The organism is Roseofilum reptotaenium CS-1145 (genome assembly GCF_028330985.1).
GTDB lineage: Bacteria > Cyanobacteriota > Cyanobacteriia > Cyanobacteriales > Desertifilaceae > Roseofilum > Roseofilum reptotaenium.
On sequence record NZ_JAQMUE010000019.1, the window covers coordinates 1 to 16,601 of the forward strand.

The following is a 16,601-nucleotide window of genomic DNA, read 5'->3' on the forward strand; positions in this document are numbered from 1 at the left end:
GCAGCGATGACAAAACAGCCAAAATCACAGAAGTCGAGAGTGGAAGAACTTTACACACCATTATTCACCAGAGTAAGGTCAGGGCAATAGCCTTTTCCCCTGACGGACGTTACCTGGCTACTGGCAGCGATGACAAAACAGCCAAAATCACAGAAGTCGAGAGTGGGAAAACCCTGCACACCATTACTCACGAGGATCTGGTCAAGGCAGTCGCTTTTTCCCCTGATGGACGTTATCTGGCTACTAGCAGCAATGACAAAACAGCCAAAATCACAGAAGTCAAGAGTGGGAAAACCCTGCATACCATTATTCACAAGGCTCCGGTCTGGAACGTAGCCTTTTCCCCTGACGGGCTTTATCTGGCTACTAGCAGCAATGACAAAACAGCCAAAATCACAGAAGTCGAGAGTGGGAAAACCCTGCATACCATTATTCACAAGGCTCCAGTCGGGGAAGTAGCCTTTTCCCCTGACGGACGTTACCTGGCTACTGGTAATGCAGACAAAACGGCTAAGATAACGGAAGTCGAGAGTGGGAAAACCCTGCACACCATTATTCACAAGGCTCCGGTCTGGAACATAGCCTTTTCCCCTGACGGACGTTACCTGGCTACTGGTAATGCGGACAAAACGGCTAAGATAACGGAAGTCGAGAGTGGGAAAACCCTGCACACTATCGATTACCAGGGAAGGATATGGGGCATAGCGTTTTCCCACAATGGACATTACCTAGCTACTGGCAGCACTGATAACACGGGTAAGATAACGCAACTGAAGACAGGCCAGACTACGCCATTACATGGTCACTGGGATGATGTTATTGATATAGCTTGGCATTCCGATGGAGACCGAATTGCGACGAGTTCACGAGATAGAACTGTGAGGCTGTGGACGAGAACAGGTCAGGAGTTAGCTGTATTTAAAGATCATCAAGGCTGGGTCTTCCTTATCCGTTGGGATGAAGAAGGTCACCACCTTACCTCTGTTGCAGTTTATAACAATCAGGTTACCATTAGAGAATTACCTGTAGAAACCCTAGAGGAGCTAATTGCACGGGGATGTCGTTGGGTGCGACCCTATCTGAACAGTAATAATAAGGAGATGAAGGAGTGCGAGAAGTATTGGGAGTAGGCAAGGGAATAGGGAATAGGTTTAAGTTGGTTCGAGAAAGTCGTAGAGAATTTCATCGGGTTCATCATCCATATCGTCATCGGGTTCTGGCATCAATACGGTTTCAGAAATGGGGGTTTGCTGAGTCGATGGGGCGCTTAATTGTTGTTGTCGCATGACGGTAACGAGAGTATGCAGTCGATTGACTGTTTGTTTTAACAGGGTGACCTCTCTTTCTAAGGCAACCAGGCGATCGCCGGAATTCGCTGCAACCTCTCCCAAATAAAGCGCGATCGCCTCTTGCACGACTTCTTGTGACGTTTTCTGGCGATCGCTGGCTATCTTCCCAATCTTCTCTTGCCAACTGCTACTGATGTTTACCTGCATGACTTGCTCCACCGAGATCTGTTGGTTATCAAGAATGGATATTATATCAAATCCTTAAATGGTTGCGACTTTCTGTGTACTGTAGAGACATGGTGGGTTCGTGCGGGTTGACAAAAATAGTTGTCAGTCTACAAGATTTGGGTATAACCCGCCCCTACAGATCTCTGTAGCGTAAATAAATAGATTTGATATTACCCTAATAATAAGGAATCATCTGCTAACTCTTCCCCTTGAAGCTGATTAAAGCGCTCTAGCAGATCGGCAACTTCTAATCCTTCCCGTTCCTCGCCAGCAATATCTAAAATAATTTGTCCTTCGTGTAACATAATCGTGCGATCGCCCATCATCAATGCCTGACTCATACTATGGGTGACCATGATCGTGGTTAACTGTTGCTCCCGAACAATTTTCTGGGTGAGCTGCAAGACAAAATGAGCTGTTTTCGGATCGAGAGCTGCCGTATGTTCATCTAATAATAAGACCTCTGTGGGAGCCAACGTAGACATCAACAGACTCACCGCTTGTCGTTGTCCTCCCGATAATAATCCCATGCGATCGCCTAATCTGCGCTCTAATCCCAATCCCAAACTGGCTAACTGTTCCCGAAACTGGGCGCGACGACGGTTGGGAAGCGCCAATTTTAACCCGCGAAAGCCTCCCCGTTGAACGGCTAACGCCATGTTTTCTTCAACCGTTAAATTCGCACACGATCCCAACAGGGGATTTTGAAACACTCTGGCGACCAACTTCGCCCGTTTCTGGGTTGGCCATAGGGTAACATTTTGATCGGCAATATAGATGTGTCCAGAGTCCGGCAGGCGATCGCCACTGACTAAATTTAACAGCGTCGATTTTCCTGCCCCATTGGAGCCAATGACAGTGACAAACTGCCTGGCTGGAACTTTGAGGGAAATCTGCCGTAGTGCTGGAGTTTCTAGAGCAGTACCCGGATTAAACGTGACACAAGCGCGATCGATTTCAATCATCCGTAGAGTCTTCCCCCTGATTCTGTTGATTGAGAAGAATATCTAGTATACGGCGATTCTCCGTTTGCAGCCCGCGAATCTCTTCTTGGTGTTGCAATATAATCGCTTGTTGCTGTTGCCAATCTTCCCTAGCTCCTGCTGAGGTATTGGCTAGAGTTTGAATCACACGAGCGTTGCTTTCTATCAGGCGCTCTTGCCTCTGGGCTGCTTGAGCATTGCTTTCAAGGATGCGATCGTGTCTCTGGGCTGCTTGAGCATTGCTTTCTGCTGTACGAGCATTACTTTCTATCAGGCGATCGTGTCTCTGGGACATCTCAAGGAGATCCTCGATCCGATCTGCTAAACGATCTAAGCGCTCATCATTCCAGCGTTCTGCACTCATCGGTTTTTCTCCTTTAATCTTCTTTTGAATATTAAGTTCAATTTTACTGTTTTCTGATTAGCTGGACTGGGTATCAATCTGTCGAACTACGGTTAGCGCCGAATAGGATACGCCTGCGGTTCCTTCTCCGGGATGGGTGGAGTCTCCGACTAACCAAAGGTTGCCGATGGGGGTGCGGTTGGCAAAGCCGAAGGGACCAAAGGTGGTTAAGCGTTGTCCCATACCACCCACGATACCGCGATCGCGCGCTGTATAGTTGGCAAAGGTTCTCGGTGTGGCGGCTTCGACGTGAATTAGGGTTTCTGGAGTCAAGTGGAAATACTGGCTTAAACGGGCGATCGCCGCTTCGGTAAATTTTTGCTTCAGTTGGTCGTAGTCTCCACCATTCCACCATTGCTCCGTATCCGTAAAGGAGGAGGCGGTAATCGTTGCTTTTCCTTCGGGTGCCCGTCCATCTCCCGAATGACTGACGGAGACAAACAGGGAATTATTCTCGCCAATGGGGCCTTCATAATCATACAGAAATTGCAGATGGGGCGGGCAATTCTCTGGAATAGCAGCGTGTTCGACTCCCAGATAAACGACAAATGCGCCACTGGGTGAGGGGACTTGTTTCAAGCGCTGGCTGTAGCCATTGGCGTATATTTTTGTGGCTAGATCGTCAGATTTCAACAGTTGTACCAAGTTATGAATGGTGACATTGGCAACCACACGATCGGCTGGTTCGCTCCAGGTTTCTCCAGTTTTCATATTGCAGATACGAACGCCAGTCACTCGCGAATTTTTGGTTTCGATTTGCTCGACACTGTGGCGCATGAGGAGGGTAGCGCCATCTCGTTCTAGGGAGGCGACGAGGCGATCGCTCAAAACTTGCATACTTCCTTGCAAATGATACAGCCCTTGCGGTTCCTGGGAAACACCCAGAGCGGTTGCCGCATACAAGAGGGCGGTTTCCGTGGTATCGACTTGGGAGTAGAGCTTTAGTTGCATGTCGAGGAACGTTTTCAGGCGGCGATCGTTCCCCACTCCCATCAATCTCAGTGCATCCCACACCGTCAACAGTGCAAACGGCACAGTAATCAATGTATCCGGGCGCATCGCCTGCACCAATTGCCACAAATCCCATAAATCACGCGGAGGCAGCACCGGATCTCGTCCCTGAAACCGCCAACTGGCCTGAAATAGCGTATTCATCAACTGCCAAAAGGGTTCGCTTCCTGGAAACTGTTGCTGCCGTTCTTGTTGCCATTTTAGGGGATCTCGCCACACTGAAATCGGTTCTTTTTCCCCCGGCAAAAACACTGCACAAGCGGGATCGCAAGGCATTGCCTCCGGTAGCGCGATCTCCAGTTCCTCAAAGATGCGATGATGAATCCCCCCAGGCTCCAACCCCGCTACCTGCGTCGCTCCCACATCAAACGTAAACCCCCGCCGCTTAAACGTGGAAGCACATCCCCCCGGTACAATCGCTTGATCCAGGATCAGCACCGAATACCCCCGACGAGCCAGGAGTGCGGCTGTGGTTAAGCCACCAATACCTGCACCAAGGACGATACAGCGAGGCTTAGAGGAGGAGTGAGACTGAGCCATAATCTGAGCAGTGAACAAGGGAACATTCACGATTGTAACGTTTCGTTAAGTTTTTAGGGGGCTATAATTGCGCCAGAGAGCGTACTGTAAAAATCTCATCAGCTTTCAGAGGCGCAACCGCCGATTCAGGAACGATAACAGTATCAATTAATTTTCCTAAAGCATTAAACACTTCTAGGATATATCCTTTTTCTCCCTGGTTAGGAAGGAAGGAAGTTTTTCTGACCATTCCGTAAAGAAGTTACTATTTTTAGCAACTGGCAATCCCAAGCTTTATGTGAGATTTCCTAGGGTAATATCTTGTCCTGAAAGGGTTTGAGATATCATAAGTCATGAGAATCTAGTGATTTAAGTCACTCAGTAGTGACGCGCCACATGCTATTACAAGAGCTAATATTTTGTAGTTTAAACAAAACTATTATATTACCGTATTTTCGAGATATATTGGAAAAATACACAAAAAATCAAGATAAAACCTCGATTTATATCAACCCATTCATATGGAGGGGGGGAAATCCGTGGTAGCACAAGTCGAAAATCCAACCTATGAGAGCCAAACTCAGGCGATCGCCAAACAACTTCTCGCAGCGCAAGGGGAAAAACGCTCCATCTTTGCCCAGATGCGAGACCAAATGCGCTGGGATGATAAGCTTCTAGACTGGGCCATGAGTAACCCAGGGCTGCGGGTGCAATTGTTCCGGTTTATTGATTGTTTACCTGCATTGCGCTCTAAGGCAGAAGTGGCGCGGCATTTGCAGGAATATATGACAACTGAGGCGGTAGAATTACCCGGTGCCTTGAAGGGGATTCTTAATTTTACCAATGCCGACTCTATGCCGGGACAAGTGGCAGCAACAACGGTATCGACTGCGGTAGAAACCTTGGCGCGGAAATACATTGCTGGGGAAACTGCGGGGCAGGTGCTGAAAACTGTAGAAAATCTTCGCAAAGAGAAGATGGCATTTACCCTAGATTTACTGGGGGAAGCGGTGATTACGGAGACAGAAGCAAAAGCCTATCTGCAAGGCTATATCGATCTGATCGATCGCCTCACGGAAGCTGCTGCACGCTGGAAAACAATCCCCGAAATTGATGAAGCAGATGGGAAACCCTTACCCAAGGTGCAAGTTTCCGTGAAGCTGACAGCGTTTTATTCCCAGTTCGATCCCTTGGATGCTGAGGGATCTAAACAACGGGTTATTGAGCGCATTCGCACCCTCCTGCGCCATGCCCAAGAAAAGGGGGCTGCAATCCACTTTGATATGGAGCAGTATGTTTACAAAGATATTACCCTGGCAATTCTTAAGGAACTGTTACTCGAAGAGGAGTTTAAAACCCGTACTGATATCGGGGTAACACTACAAGCTTATCTACGCGAGTCAGAGGCAGACTTAAACGATCTGATTGCTTGGGCTAAAAAACGGGGAAATCCGATTACCATTCGCTTGGTGAAAGGGGCATATTGGGATCAGGAAACCATTCAAGCGGTGCAACATAACTGGCCGCAACCGGTTTTTGATGATAAAGTGGCTACCGATGCTAACTTTGAATTGCTCACGCGCCTACTGCTGGAAAACCACGAGGTTCTTAACGCTGCCATTGGTTCCCATAATGTCCGATCGCAAGCCAGAGCGATCGCCATTGCTGAAACCCTGAACATTCCTCGCCGTCACATTGAATACCAAGTGCTGTATGGAATGGGCGATCGCCTCGCCAAAGCCATGGTGAACCGAGGCTTACGTGTACGGATGTATGCTCCCTACGGCAGTCTGCTCCCCGGTATGGCGTATTTGATTCGCCGCTTACTAGAAAATACCGCAAACAGTTCCTTCTTACGTCAAAGTCAAGAAGACCGCCCCATTGAACAATTAATCGCGCCTCCAGTGGTTCAAAGTACGGGATCTCGACCCCAGAAAACCACAGTGTTTAAGAATGCAGCCGATACGGACTACGCCCAAGTTGCGAACCGGGAACGGGCACAAGCCGCTTTAAACACGGTACGTCCCCAACTGGGTAAAACCATTCTGCCTTATATTAATGGCAAGTTTGTGCAAACCGCAGATAGCGTGAATTCGGTCAATCCTTCCGATCCCACGGAGTTAGTTGCCAAAATTGGTTTGGCTTCCGTAGAACAAGCGGAAGCAGCCCTTGATGCCGCTAAAGCTGCATTTCCCGGTTGGAAAGCAACTCCCGCAGCAGAACGGGCGCGAATTCTGCGAAAAGCAGCCGATCTGATGGAACAGCGTCGCGCAGAACTGTCCGTTTGGGTGATGCTGGAAGTCGGAAAAGTCTTGCAACAGGTGGATGCAGAAGTTTCCGAGGCGATCGATTTTTGTCGCTATTATGCCGATGAAATGGAACGGCTCGATCGCGGCCATAATTATGATGTTGCTGGGGAAAATAACCGCCTCACTTATCAACCGCGAGGTATCGCCCTAGTGATTTCCCCCTGGAATTTCCCGATCGCCATTACTACGGGGATGACAGTAGCCGCCTTGGTGGCAGGGAACTGCGTGATTTTGAAGCCCGCAGAGGTCAGTAGTGCGATCGCCGCCCAACTGATGGAAGCTCTGATTGAGGCGGGAATTCCCAAGGGCGTGTTCCAATATTTATCAGCTAAAGGCTCAACCGTCGGGGGCCATTTGGTCAAACACAAGGATGTACAGATGATTGCCTTTACCGGTTCCCAGGAAGTCGGCTGTAAAATCTATGCTGATGCGGCTCTTCTGCAACCGGGACAAAAACACATGAAGCGTGTCATTGCCGAGATGGGCGGTAAGAATGCGGTGATTGTGGACGAAAGTTGTGATTTAGACCAAGCCGTGCAAGGAGTGGTCGATTCTGCCTTTGGGTATAGCGGTCAAAAATGTTCGGCTTGTTCGCGGGCGATCATCCTGGAACCCGTCTATGATGCCTTCTTGGAACGGTTTGTGGAAGCGACGAAATCCTTGAATGTGGGGCCAGCCGACTATCCGGGTACGAAGGTAGGCCCGGTCGTCGATGAAACCTCGATGAAGCGGATTCAGGAGTATATTGCGATCGGCAAACAAGAAGCAAAAGTTGCCCTAGAAATGCTCGCGCCCAATGTTTCCAATGCCAAAGAGGGCTATTATGTTGGCCCCACGATCTTCCAGGATGTGTCCCCGACGGCTAGAATTGCCCAGGAAGAGATTTTTGGCCCCGTAGTTGCGGTGATTAAGGCTAAAACCTTCCAGGAAGCTCTAGAGATTGCCAATAATACCAATTTTGCCCTTACGGGAGGTCTCTATTCCCGTACGCCAAGCCATATTGACCAAGCTATGGCCGAGTTTGAAGTGGGCAATTTGTATATTAACCGCAATACGACCGGGGCGATCGTCTCTCGTCAACCCTTTGGTGGCTTTAAGCTTTCTGGAGTCGGTTCCAAAGCAGGTGGCCCGGATTACCTGATTCAGTTCTTAGAACCCCGCACAATTACGGAGAATATCCAGCGTCAAGGGTTCGCTCCCATCGAAGGAAACGAGTAGGCTACGGAATCATGACAGCGCAAAGTGCTGTCATGAGATATAGCCAGAACAATCCCCCCAAATCTCCCTTAGAAAGCAGGGGATTGGGGGAATAAAGATGTATAGCAGAGAAAGGGAGAAGTTAGGGCATTTTCTATCGCCTATTGCCTCAAACCATAACCTAACTGTCTTAACCTACTTCTTCTCTGCTATATTGTGAATTACCAAACCGATTTCTAGAAGAGAAATTGAGTTTTTTGCAAAATCCCCAATTTCAAATCCTCAATCGACAAAAACTTTGCCTCAAACAAAGCTAACATATCTTTCGGCTGAGGATTACCCCGGGATTCGCCCCTCATTCCCATCGCAATCAGCAAACCACAATAGCCTTGAGTTTTACGACACTGATCGTCCCAGTTTTGCCGATTTTTCTGGTATGTAGAATTGATTTCAAATTCATCAAATAAGTATAAGTCTCCATCTCCAGTTTGAAGAATTCCCAGATCAAAAGTTTTTTCTGTATAGGGATCTTCTCCCCCATTAAATCCAAGACCTTCCAATCCATCAAAAGCTTCTAAATCTCGGATTAAGGTCTTGGCATTCCGTTTGCTGGTTTGAACAATCGCCACCGGTAATCCAGCTCCAACCCCTCGGATATGGTCTGGTGCAGCCGGGTGAAATTGAATCTGTTCGCGAATTGATTCCCAAGTTTCCCATCTAAGAATATCGAGACGACAGAGGGCGTTGTCGGGAATTAAATCATACTGAAGAAGGGGGCCATCGAAATCCTCATCCTCTTCTTCATCTTCTTCTAAATCATTCATCATGGCATCAAGTTCTAGGGAAACTTCTGGCAGAGTTTCCACTTTAACCAAAAGGGAAGATTTTGACTCTTCAGCCGTTTTGGGTAAAGAAATGCGGTAGCGTTGGCTAAGGCTTTCAAAAGACTCTGTATCGAGAGAGTTACGAGTGGATTTGAAAAATCGATGTAACGCTTCTAAAGCTACCATCATGGCTACTGGTTCTCGCTCATATAAGGTGGTGCGTAAGCCTTCGAGGGGATGAATTACGCCGAAAGAGGCTTCAATTTCTGACCACGGGAGCAGCTCAAGAATACATTCTTCTTCAGCTAGATCGCTTAAAGGAGAATCGGGTTTTAGCTCAAAGGTCAGAAAAAAACAGTCTTGATGGAAGAGGGCACTTTCAATGTCTTCCATGGTGTTATGGTCGATCAAGGCTTGGCGAAATTGTTTGAGAGAGTCTAGGGAACGGTAGAGCAAAATTCCGTATTCTTCACCGAGCATTCCTAGGATAGAGACATAAAATTTCTCAATATCCCATTGATTCAATTGCACGGAAATAATTTGATGTTCAGCTAGACTTTGCCATGGTTGAACTTGCCAAATTTTTTCAGCACTTTTAGATAAGGATGTGAGATATTTGGGCGCAATCTGAGGCGTTTGTTGGGTTACTTCTTCGGCCATTTGTTGAAAGAGATGTTCGATGAGAGGTAACTGGGGCCGATATTCAATATCAATGTCTAGGTCTTGTAATACCCCTCGCAGATAAAATTGAATTTCGCGATCGCACACTACAATTTTTTTGGGCCGACTCGGTTGACTGGGAGCTGGTGGCGCTTCCATTGCCTTGAGGAGCGCTCGGACAAGGGCCTCTGGTCCGGTTTGAGGATTCACCATTTCCATCGATCGCACCACCCCTTCTGAGCCATCTACCCATAAAATACATTCAGGCTGAAATCCTTCCTTTAGGGAAATTGGTATGATTCTTCGGTCTGCTTCCCAAATACTCTCTCCTGGTTGAGGTAGCTGTTGAAGACGGCGACAGGTGGAGGGGGTTAGGGTGATCATAGGGTTGTGTCTAGCAATAGTATCAGTTCCAGGGTCTACATGGACTCTAGATCCTGATTTTAATCGCGATCGCGTGGCTCCTGGCCATTAAGTTTATGATTACCAGTGTAGCTTTCTCTGCTGCAAGGGGACTTGACTCGATACAATAAGAATTAAGTTGACATCAAGAGTTCAGGTATACAGCTATGACCCAAACGATGGAGAGTTCTAAACGCGGCATCATGATGACGGATGCTGCTCTCGAGCAGGTGCAATCTTTACGAGAAAAGCAAGGCAACGATCTCTGCTTGCGTGTGGGGGTTCGTCAAGGGGGATGCTCTGGTCTGTCTTATACGATGGATTTTGAAACCGTCGATCAGATTAAAGACAATGATGAGGTCTTTGATTATGATGGCTTTAAGGTGATTTGCGATCCCAAGAGTATGCTCTATCTCTATGGATTGGTACTCGATTACAGTAATGCTCTGATTGGGGGCGGGTTCCAGTTTACCAATCCCAATGCCACTCAATCCTGTGGTTGTGGTAGCTCTTTTTCTGCCTAGAGTTTAAGTGCCCATTTTCTGTTAAACTATGTGGTTGGTCAAATTCAGGTACGCTTAAGCCTGGATTTGACCCAATTAATGTTTTGCACCTAAGCCGGTTATGACTCAGACAGCAGAAGACTTGTTTAATGAAGGGATTGAACGCTACAAGAAGGGAGAAAGTCCCGCTACGTTGATTCCCTTGTTTAAGGATATTTGCGATCGCGCCCCCAAACAAAGTACCGCCTGGACTTGTTTGGCTTGGTTATACTTACTCGAAGATAAACCCAAATCAGCTTATAAGGCTGCTCAGAAAGCGATCAAACTCAATCCTGAAGACCCCCAAGCGAGGGTCAATATGGCAGCCGCGATGCTGGAAACAAATAAAAGTGGAGTCCGTGAACATATTGATATGGCCCAGCGTTTGATTATGGCCGTCTCGGAATATCGCCAGGAAATTGAAGAGAATTGTAAAGAAGGATTAAGCAGAAAACCCGACTGGCAAAACCTCCAAAGAATATATGATTGGCTATTTTCGAGTTAAATCAAGGCTTGTGGGATTTATAAACGGAAATAACTAGGTAATTATTCTGATTCAATAATCGTATAAAACTTCATGATTATATACAGAATTTAACCCACTTTCCCGATTTCTAATGATAAGATTTGATGAACTCAGACATAAGGTTAATATATCAACCTGTCTGAGGGCATATATTTTTTAACATGAAGTCAATTAAGAAAGGAGTCAGGATATTATGCCAGTTGATAGTAAAGTAGCCATTAAACCTGAAACCCGTAACCACAAAGGGTTCTTTGTCCAAGAAGCTGAATATAAGCTGATGGGAATTGCTGATTCTGGATGGGCGCTTATTTGTCTGGACGATGCCGTTTGTCATTATGTTGATCCCGATGATTTACAAGCCCTCATCGATGCGAATGGTGGCTTAGAATAAGCTCATTCTCTGTTTTGTGAGTATTGAATAGTCAGGATGGCTGTACTGAGTTAGTGCAGTCTATTTTTTTATTTCTCCTAGTTACGACTGCTGGTTGAGCGGAGTCGAAACCAGCAGTCATCAAATACTATCCTCACTCTCCATTTCGTTCTCGATCGCCAAATTCTGGTAATGCGAATCATTTTGACACTCAGCTAAAATATGGAGTCGATCCCAATCACTATTGATCAAAGCCATTTTTTTAGCTCGACTCCATCCCTGAACTTGCTTTTCTCGATAAAAAGCATCATCCACACGATCGTAATGTTGGGCATAGACAAGTTTTACAGGTAAACGTTTGCTGGTATAGTTTGCCCCTAAACCATTTTCATGTTGCCAAAGACGCAGAGGTAAGTTTTGGGTACTGCCTGTGTAGAAAGAATTATCACAACATTGCAGAATATACAGATAAGCCATAGATTGAGATAGTGGATAAAACCTCAATGATTTCCTAGAGATTACCAATTTCCTGAGCAGAGCTGAAGAGTTCCCTGAGCGGAGTCGAAGGGAACTTTCTCCTCACAATAATTTGCGATTACAACGCTCTTTCGAGTCGTTCAGCAATCCACACTTTAATCAATGACTGTCGTGTTATCCCCAACCGTCTCGCTTCGAGATCGAGTCCTTTGATCATCCACTCTGGAAAATCAACATTTACCCTTTCCTGCGTCAACTCACCCCGTCGTGCTTGACTCAGATCCAGGTATTCAACAATATCTTCTTCACCTTGGTCAAACTTTTCATCAAAGGTCTTAGCTTTCATAAAGTTCTATCTCCTGTTTTCGCGAACGTCGAACTGAGATGATGCGTATTTTGCTCTCTCTGTAAGTAATAACGGCTGACCAGCATTTTCCTCCAATTTGCCCGATGACTAAAAAGCGAGGCTCATCCTCTGTGCGAGCTGGGATCTCTAACTGTCCTGGATCGTCCCAAAGCTCTTGGGCTTCTACAAAGTTAATCCCATGCTTGGATTTATTTCTTTCACTCTTGTGATGATCAAACTCAAACTCCATAGGTTTCAGCAGTGTTTTTTGCGCCAATAGGCAATCGCCTATTATATTATATGAAATGCATTTATTTATGCTATACATCACCATCATGGTAGAGACAAGGCATGCCTTGTCTCTACAGTACGCATTTGTAGTAAGCATTTAAAGGTATGAAAGAGAAACTCTTAAACGGACTCAACACCGTTTTAACCATTAACTTATTTTTTGTCTTATTTAGCTTTGGGTGGTTTGCGATCGCCCTTTTGGGTCGCTCCATAAATATTCCACTGGGCTTTGATATCTGGTATAAATTATGGGAACCCGTGTTTACTCCGGCAATCGGCATCCTCATGGCTGGATCTATTGCCAGTGGTGTCATCAGTTGGATTAACCGGCGATTAAATCCGGAATCTAAATCTTAACCCATGGTTGGTAAAGTTTATTTAGTGGGTGCAGGATTAGGCAGTCTCGACACGCTCACCCTACGGGCTTATACTCTCCTGAAACAGGCTGATGTCGTTATTTATGATGCGCTAGTCGATCCTCGTTTATTTGCCGAAGTGCGATCGCACTGTTTGCTCCTCGATATGGGAAAACGGGGAGGTAAACCCAGTGCCTCCCAAAGCAGCATTAATCAAGCGCTAATCTATTACTGTCAACAGGGAAACCAAGTGGTACGCCTCAAAAGTGGTGACCCCCTGATTTTTGGTCGTAGTGGTTCGGAACTGCAAGCGCTAATGGAGCAAAATTGCCCAGTAGAAATTGTTCCCGGACTTTCTTCTGCCATTGCTGCGCCGACTTTAGCGGGTATTGCGCTCACCGATCCGATTTTAAGTCAAGGCTTTACGGTTGTCACTGCTCACGATCCAAGTCTTTTAAATTGGGCAGTTTTAGCGCAGATGGAAACCCTTGCAATCCTGATGGGAACCCGTCAACTTGCGGAGATTATCTGTCAACTTAGTAACCAAGGTAAACATCCAGATACCCCAATTGCAATTATCCGTTGGGCGGGATTTCCAGAGCAACAGATTTGGCAAGGCAGATTACGAAATATTATGGAACTGACGGCAGGTCAAAGCTTGTCCCCAGCAGTGATTATTATAGGAAAAGTCGTTGAAGCGCGATCGCATTACTCTGTTGATTCTATGTCCCTATCCCAGCACACTATTTTAGTCACCCGTTCGGCAGGTCAATCGAGTCAATTTACGCAACTGTTACAACAACAGGGAGCTAGAGTGATTGAAATGCCCGCCTTAGAGATTGTAGCACCTTCGAGTTGGGAAGGGTTGGATGGGGCGATCGCCAATTTATCCACCTTTAACTGGCTTATCCTCACCTCCAGTAACGCCGTTGACTACTTCTTTCAACGTCTCCAGCACCATCACCTCGACAGTCGCGCCCTTGCGGGAATTAAAATCGCCGTAGTTGGCAAAAAAACCGCCACCAGCTTACGCCAACAAGGACTCGAACCCGATTATATTCCCCCCAACTTTATCGCCGATGCCCTAGTGGAGCATTTTCCCGAACCCTTATCTGGAAAAAGCCTTCTCTTTCCCCGCGTCGAAACCGGAGGGCGAGAAGTCCTCGTTCAAGAATGCACTGCTCAAGGCGCTCGTGTAACGGAAGTTGCCGCCTATCAATCCCAATGTCCTCAAACCATTCCCCCAGAAGCGTTAAACGCCCTCCAAAATCAACAAATCACGGTGATTACCTTCGCCAGTTCCAAAACCGTTAAAAACACCGTTCAAATGCTCAATCAAACCGGTGAAATTTCCCTCAATTCCGTTTGTATCGCCTCTATCGGTCCCCAAACCTCCAAAACCTGTCAAGATCTCCTAGGGCGCGTCGATATTGAAGCCAAAGAATATACTTTAGACGGATTGACCGAGGCGATCGTAAAATGGGCAAAGCATTAACCCTGTGACAAACGTATTTATAGATAACAGAAAAATTGATCATCTATTTAATTATCAGATTGCACCAGATAACCACAACAGTCCTCAGGCTATTCAAAATGTACAACAGCTACAGAGACTTGGTTTTTATGATAATCTAGAAAGTAGAGAAATCGTTGAACACCATCTCGATCAAGTAGTTCAAGAGAACTCCAATATAATTGATGATCGGGAAAACCAGTATGGTAAGTTTGAAGATAGAGAATCTTTACTATCCGGGCCTTCAGGAAAATTTGTCAAAATAATGAGTTCATGGCAAGTTATGCCAGATAGAACTCGCAGATTGGTCAGCGCCAAACTGTTTGGAGGATAAAAACATGAAAACAATTGAACTCAAGAACCATTTTGATGAACTAGACTTCTTAGAGTTTTTCTTAGTAGAACCCAAAGTTGCTCATCCTGAAGATGGCTATTGGTGTTATGAAGTTTCTGATAGTGTTGGTTCGACATTAAAATTTGGTATCGATATTATTCAATCCTCTGTCCAAATCGAAATCAAAAAGTCGGATGCTATCCTTACATTATTAAGCTTTGAAGCCATTGAAAAAATTGAAATAGATGGATCTGGGAAAAAACTCAGCTTTTGTTTGCCAACCGAGAAATCCAATATCAAAACTCAGATTAAAGTTGAAATTAGTCCCCAAATAAAAGTGTTTGGACATTCATTGAAAATCCAGTGAACTGGAAAATTAAAAGATGAAATTACCTGAAGTTTTACTCAAGGATATTCACCAGGCAGTCGATCGCATCGAACAAGCTCATTCTCAAACTTCTGGCCGCAGTTTACTCGTTGCCATTAGCGGTATTGACGGCTCAGGCAAAGGTGTAATCAGCAACGAAATCGTCAGTGTTTTGAAAACCCGAAACCTCAACGTTGCCTTGATTGGACTCGATGTTTGGCATCATCCCCAAAGTATCCGATTTAGTTCAGACAATCCAGCCCAACATTTTTACGATCATGCGTTTCGTTGGCAGGAACTGTTTAACTCCTTGATTCTGCCCCTGAAGCAGAACCAATCAATTGACTTGCAAGCAAAATCCCTAGATCTAAAAACCGATCGATTTTACGACGATACTTATGAGTTCAAAGATATAGATATCATCCTCTTTGAAGGGATTTTTATCTTCAAGAAACCCTGGATTGATGAATACGATCTGAAGATTTGGGTCGATTGTAGTTTTGACACTGCCTTGAATCGAGCCTTATCCAGAGGACAAGAAGGTTTAGGAGAAGAAGAAACGATTCGCGATTTTCAAACCATCTATTTTCCAGCTCAGAGGATTCATTTTGAGCGAGATAATCCGACAGCATCGGCTTCATTGATTATCAATAATGATTTGAAAAGAAAATCCTATGAGTTCCCAACCTGAAAAACAAAATGTTAACTCTCTACCACTCCCGAATTCTCCATTGAGTACCCTAGATATTCTCAAAGAATCTGGATTGATCGGTTGCATTAGTGCAGAGCCAAAAATTTCTACTCATTATAAATTTGCTCTACAAGAAGAATTAGACTCGAAATATGATCGATTTATCAGATAAGCTACAAGCCTTAACCGATGTTTTTGATTTAGACATTCCCGATGAAATAAATCCTGATTCTATTCGGATGATAAATCTAAAGCACCGCAATACCGGAATGATTTTTAAGTACATACCTGGCGGTGAGTTTGTGATGGGCTTGACTGAAGAGCAAGAAATAGAAGCCGGAAAAATCTATGATTATTTACCATTTGATAGTTCTGAAATGAAACCATGCACTAGAGTTGAAATCAATCCTTTCTTGGTTTCAGAAACTCCTCTACTCAATGGCATTGCCAAAGAAATACTTGGACAAGATTCAATAGCAGAAGAGAATCCTTACTATCCTGCTTTCTTGAGTAGACAAGATTGTGAAAGAGTGACCTCATATTTGAATTGTCGATTGCCATCTGAGGCTGAGTGGGAGTATTTTTGCCGTGGGGGAACCAATACGCTCTTTGTCTTTGGAAACCAAGTTTTAGAATACCAGGAAATGGAAAAGTGGTTACTTTGGGATTTTTCCAACCTTAAGATACATTACGCTAATCTATTTGGCTTATATGGGATTTTTGTTGGGGAATGGTGTCAAGATCGATATAGAGAAAATTATGACATTAAAAATCCTCCAGAAGATGATGTTTATGTCATTCGAGGAGGTGGAGCTATATTTTGGCCTTGGCAAGACCAAGAATGGATTTGGTGTATGTCAGCAATTAGGATGAGTTCAAAAGACCTGTTGGAGGACAGAACATGTGCAATGAGACTGGTTTACAACTTGCCCTAAGTCAGGATTCAATTTGTCTGATTGTGAT

General features: G+C 45.4%; 21 protein-coding genes. 12 read left to right on the forward strand and 9 right to left on the reverse strand.

Annotation, left to right across the window (positions count from 1 at the left end; translation table 11 throughout):
* A partial coding sequence (locus PN466_RS02120) for a WD40 repeat domain-containing protein (protein ID WP_271936577.1) occupies window positions 1-1,130 on the forward strand: 1,130 nt, incomplete at its 5' end.
* A gap of 21 nt (window positions 1,131-1,151) precedes the next feature.
* On the opposite strand, the gene PN466_RS02125 is transcribed toward PN466_RS02120, so the two are convergent.
* From PN466_RS02125 to PN466_RS02145, 5 genes are all read right to left on the reverse strand, one after another.
* The gene (locus PN466_RS02125; RefSeq protein ID WP_271936579.1) at window positions 1,152-1,496 is read right to left on the reverse strand and encodes a hypothetical protein; all 345 of its coding nucleotides are present in this window, start codon (window positions 1,494-1,496) and stop codon (window positions 1,152-1,154) included.
* A gap of 191 nt (window positions 1,497-1,687) precedes the next feature.
* Window positions 1,688-2,482: an ABC transporter ATP-binding protein gene (locus tag PN466_RS02130; RefSeq protein WP_271936581.1), complete on the reverse strand. Its 795-nt coding sequence runs from the start codon at window positions 2,480-2,482 to the stop codon at window positions 1,688-1,690.
* Window positions 2,475-2,864, reverse strand: a complete 390-nt coding sequence (locus PN466_RS02135; RefSeq protein WP_271936582.1) for a hypothetical protein — start codon at window positions 2,862-2,864, stop codon at window positions 2,475-2,477. Before PN466_RS02135 ends, PN466_RS02130 begins: the two co-directional genes overlap by 8 nt.
* Before the next feature lie 57 nt (window positions 2,865-2,921).
* Window positions 2,922-4,454 (reverse strand): C-3',4' desaturase CrtD, encoded by a 1,533-nt coding sequence (gene crtD, locus PN466_RS02140; RefSeq protein ID WP_271936691.1) that lies wholly within the window; start codon window positions 4,452-4,454, stop codon window positions 2,922-2,924.
* A 61-nt stretch (window positions 4,455-4,515) separates the two neighbouring features.
* On the reverse strand, window positions 4,516-4,683 hold the full coding sequence (locus PN466_RS02145; RefSeq protein ID WP_271936583.1) for a hypothetical protein: 168 nt from the start codon (window positions 4,681-4,683) through the stop codon (window positions 4,516-4,518).
* 289 nt (window positions 4,684-4,972) lie between these two features.
* Between PN466_RS02145 and pruA the strand changes: the two genes are divergently transcribed.
* Window positions 4,973-7,960 carry an L-glutamate gamma-semialdehyde dehydrogenase gene (gene pruA, locus PN466_RS02150; RefSeq protein WP_271936584.1) on the forward strand — a complete coding sequence of 996 codons (2,988 nt, stop codon included), beginning with the start codon at window positions 4,973-4,975 and terminating at the stop codon, window positions 7,958-7,960.
* 215 nt (window positions 7,961-8,175) lie between these two features.
* Here pruA and PN466_RS02155 read toward each other — a convergent pair whose 3' ends face one another.
* Entirely contained in the window at window positions 8,176-9,807 is a 1,632-nt protein-coding gene (locus PN466_RS02155; protein WP_271936585.1) for a DUF6930 domain-containing protein, read from the reverse strand.
* A gap of 185 nt (window positions 9,808-9,992) precedes the next feature.
* On the opposite strand from PN466_RS02155, the gene PN466_RS02160 reads away from it, so the two are divergent.
* From PN466_RS02160 to PN466_RS02170, 3 genes are all read left to right on the forward strand, one after another.
* On the forward strand, window positions 9,993-10,349 hold the full coding sequence (locus PN466_RS02160) for a HesB/IscA family protein (protein ID WP_271936587.1): 357 nt from the start codon (window positions 9,993-9,995) through the stop codon (window positions 10,347-10,349).
* Between the two features lie 100 nt (window positions 10,350-10,449).
* On the forward strand, window positions 10,450-10,872 hold the full coding sequence (locus tag PN466_RS02165) for a tetratricopeptide repeat protein (protein ID WP_271936589.1): 423 nt from the start codon (window positions 10,450-10,452) through the stop codon (window positions 10,870-10,872).
* Window positions 10,873-11,086: 214 nt separating this feature from the next.
* Window positions 11,087-11,284, forward strand: a complete 198-nt coding sequence (locus tag PN466_RS02170; protein WP_271936591.1) for a hypothetical protein — start codon at window positions 11,087-11,089, stop codon at window positions 11,282-11,284.
* 120 nt (window positions 11,285-11,404) lie between these two features.
* Here the strand turns inward: PN466_RS02170 and PN466_RS02175 are convergent, their stop codons facing one another.
* The 3 genes from PN466_RS02175 to PN466_RS02185 all read right to left on the reverse strand — a co-directional run bounded on the left by PN466_RS02175 (window position 11,405) and on the right by PN466_RS02185 (window position 12,336).
* The gene (locus PN466_RS02175) at window positions 11,405-11,740 is read right to left on the reverse strand and encodes a GIY-YIG nuclease family protein (protein ID WP_271936592.1); all 336 of its coding nucleotides are present in this window, start codon (window positions 11,738-11,740) and stop codon (window positions 11,405-11,407) included.
* Between the two features lie 118 nt (window positions 11,741-11,858).
* Window positions 11,859-12,086 (reverse strand): type II toxin-antitoxin system BrnA family antitoxin, encoded by a 228-nt coding sequence (brnA, locus tag PN466_RS02180; RefSeq protein ID WP_271936594.1) that lies wholly within the window; start codon window positions 12,084-12,086, stop codon window positions 11,859-11,861.
* Window positions 12,076-12,336 (reverse strand): BrnT family toxin, encoded by a 261-nt coding sequence (locus tag PN466_RS02185; protein WP_271936595.1) that lies wholly within the window; start codon window positions 12,334-12,336, stop codon window positions 12,076-12,078. Before PN466_RS02185 ends, brnA begins: the two co-directional genes overlap by 11 nt.
* A 146-nt stretch (window positions 12,337-12,482) precedes the next feature.
* Between PN466_RS02185 and PN466_RS02190 the strand changes: the two genes are divergently transcribed.
* Genes PN466_RS02190 through PN466_RS02220 form a run of 7 tightly spaced genes read left to right on the forward strand, consistent with a single transcriptional unit; the run spans window position 12,483 to window position 16,573 of the window.
* Window positions 12,483-12,734, forward strand: coding sequence for a hypothetical protein (locus PN466_RS02190; protein ID WP_271936596.1), 252 nt, complete (start codon window positions 12,483-12,485; stop codon window positions 12,732-12,734).
* Between the two features lie 3 nt (window positions 12,735-12,737).
* Window positions 12,738-14,228 carry a uroporphyrinogen-III C-methyltransferase gene (gene cobA, locus PN466_RS02195; protein ID WP_271936597.1) on the forward strand — a complete coding sequence of 497 codons (1,491 nt, stop codon included), beginning with the start codon at window positions 12,738-12,740 and terminating at the stop codon, window positions 14,226-14,228.
* Between the two features lie 4 nt (window positions 14,229-14,232).
* A complete protein-coding gene (locus PN466_RS02200; RefSeq protein WP_271936598.1) occupies window positions 14,233-14,580 on the forward strand; it encodes a hypothetical protein in 348 nt (115 codons plus the stop codon).
* 4 nt (window positions 14,581-14,584) lie between these two features.
* Window positions 14,585-14,947, forward strand: a complete 363-nt coding sequence (locus tag PN466_RS02205; protein ID WP_271936600.1) for a hypothetical protein — start codon at window positions 14,585-14,587, stop codon at window positions 14,945-14,947.
* A 16-nt stretch (window positions 14,948-14,963) separates the two neighbouring features.
* Window positions 14,964-15,638 carry a uridine kinase family protein gene (locus PN466_RS02210; protein WP_271936602.1) on the forward strand — a complete coding sequence of 225 codons (675 nt, stop codon included), beginning with the start codon at window positions 14,964-14,966 and terminating at the stop codon, window positions 15,636-15,638.
* Window positions 15,622-15,810, forward strand: coding sequence for a hypothetical protein (locus tag PN466_RS02215; protein ID WP_271936604.1), 189 nt, complete (start codon window positions 15,622-15,624; stop codon window positions 15,808-15,810). The genes PN466_RS02210 and PN466_RS02215 overlap by 17 nt, the downstream gene beginning before the upstream one ends.
* Window positions 15,791-16,573: a formylglycine-generating enzyme family protein gene (locus PN466_RS02220; RefSeq protein ID WP_271936606.1), complete on the forward strand. Its 783-nt coding sequence runs from the start codon at window positions 15,791-15,793 to the stop codon at window positions 16,571-16,573. Before PN466_RS02215 ends, PN466_RS02220 begins: the two co-directional genes overlap by 20 nt.
* The last annotated feature ends 28 nt before the right edge of the window (window positions 16,574-16,601 follow it).

Bases quoted from the DNA above. Each gene is read 5' to 3' on its own strand.
- brnA (WP_271936594.1), bottom strand. From the start codon at position 12,086: ATGAAAGCTAAGACCTTTGATGAAAAGTTTGACCAAGGTGAAGAAGAT.
- PN466_RS02190 (WP_271936596.1), top strand. From the start codon at position 12,483: ATGAAAGAGAAACTCTTAAACGGACTCAACACCGTTTTAACCATTAAC.
- PN466_RS02215 (WP_271936604.1), top strand. From the start codon at position 15,622: ATGAGTTCCCAACCTGAAAAACAAAATGTTAACTCTCTACCACTCCCG.
- PN466_RS02210 (WP_271936602.1), top strand. From the start codon at position 14,964: ATGAAATTACCTGAAGTTTTACTCAAGGATATTCACCAGGCAGTCGAT.
- cobA (WP_271936597.1), top strand. From the start codon at position 12,738: ATGGTTGGTAAAGTTTATTTAGTGGGTGCAGGATTAGGCAGTCTCGAC.
- PN466_RS02220 (WP_271936606.1), top strand. From the start codon at position 15,791: ATGATCGATTTATCAGATAAGCTACAAGCCTTAACCGATGTTTTTGAT.
- PN466_RS02165 (WP_271936589.1), top strand. From the start codon at position 10,450: ATGACTCAGACAGCAGAAGACTTGTTTAATGAAGGGATTGAACGCTAC.
- PN466_RS02170 (WP_271936591.1), top strand. From the start codon at position 11,087: ATGCCAGTTGATAGTAAAGTAGCCATTAAACCTGAAACCCGTAACCAC.
- PN466_RS02175 (WP_271936592.1), bottom strand. From the start codon at position 11,740: ATGGCTTATCTGTATATTCTGCAATGTTGTGATAATTCTTTCTACACA.
- PN466_RS02205 (WP_271936600.1), top strand. From the start codon at position 14,585: ATGAAAACAATTGAACTCAAGAACCATTTTGATGAACTAGACTTCTTA.
- PN466_RS02160 (WP_271936587.1), top strand. From the start codon at position 9,993: ATGACCCAAACGATGGAGAGTTCTAAACGCGGCATCATGATGACGGAT.
- PN466_RS02185 (WP_271936595.1), bottom strand. From the start codon at position 12,336: ATGGAGTTTGAGTTTGATCATCACAAGAGTGAAAGAAATAAATCCAAG.
- PN466_RS02145 (WP_271936583.1), bottom strand. From the start codon at position 4,683: ATGGTCAGAAAAACTTCCTTCCTTCCTAACCAGGGAGAAAAAGGATAT.
- PN466_RS02155 (WP_271936585.1), bottom strand. From the start codon at position 9,807: ATGATCACCCTAACCCCCTCCACCTGTCGCCGTCTTCAACAGCTACCT.
- PN466_RS02130 (WP_271936581.1), bottom strand. From the start codon at position 2,482: ATGATTGAAATCGATCGCGCTTGTGTCACGTTTAATCCGGGTACTGCT.
- crtD (WP_271936691.1), bottom strand. From the start codon at position 4,454: ATGGCTCAGTCTCACTCCTCCTCTAAGCCTCGCTGTATCGTCCTTGGT.
- PN466_RS02125 (WP_271936579.1), bottom strand. From the start codon at position 1,496: ATGCAGGTAAACATCAGTAGCAGTTGGCAAGAGAAGATTGGGAAGATA.
- PN466_RS02135 (WP_271936582.1), bottom strand. From the start codon at position 2,864: ATGAGTGCAGAACGCTGGAATGATGAGCGCTTAGATCGTTTAGCAGAT.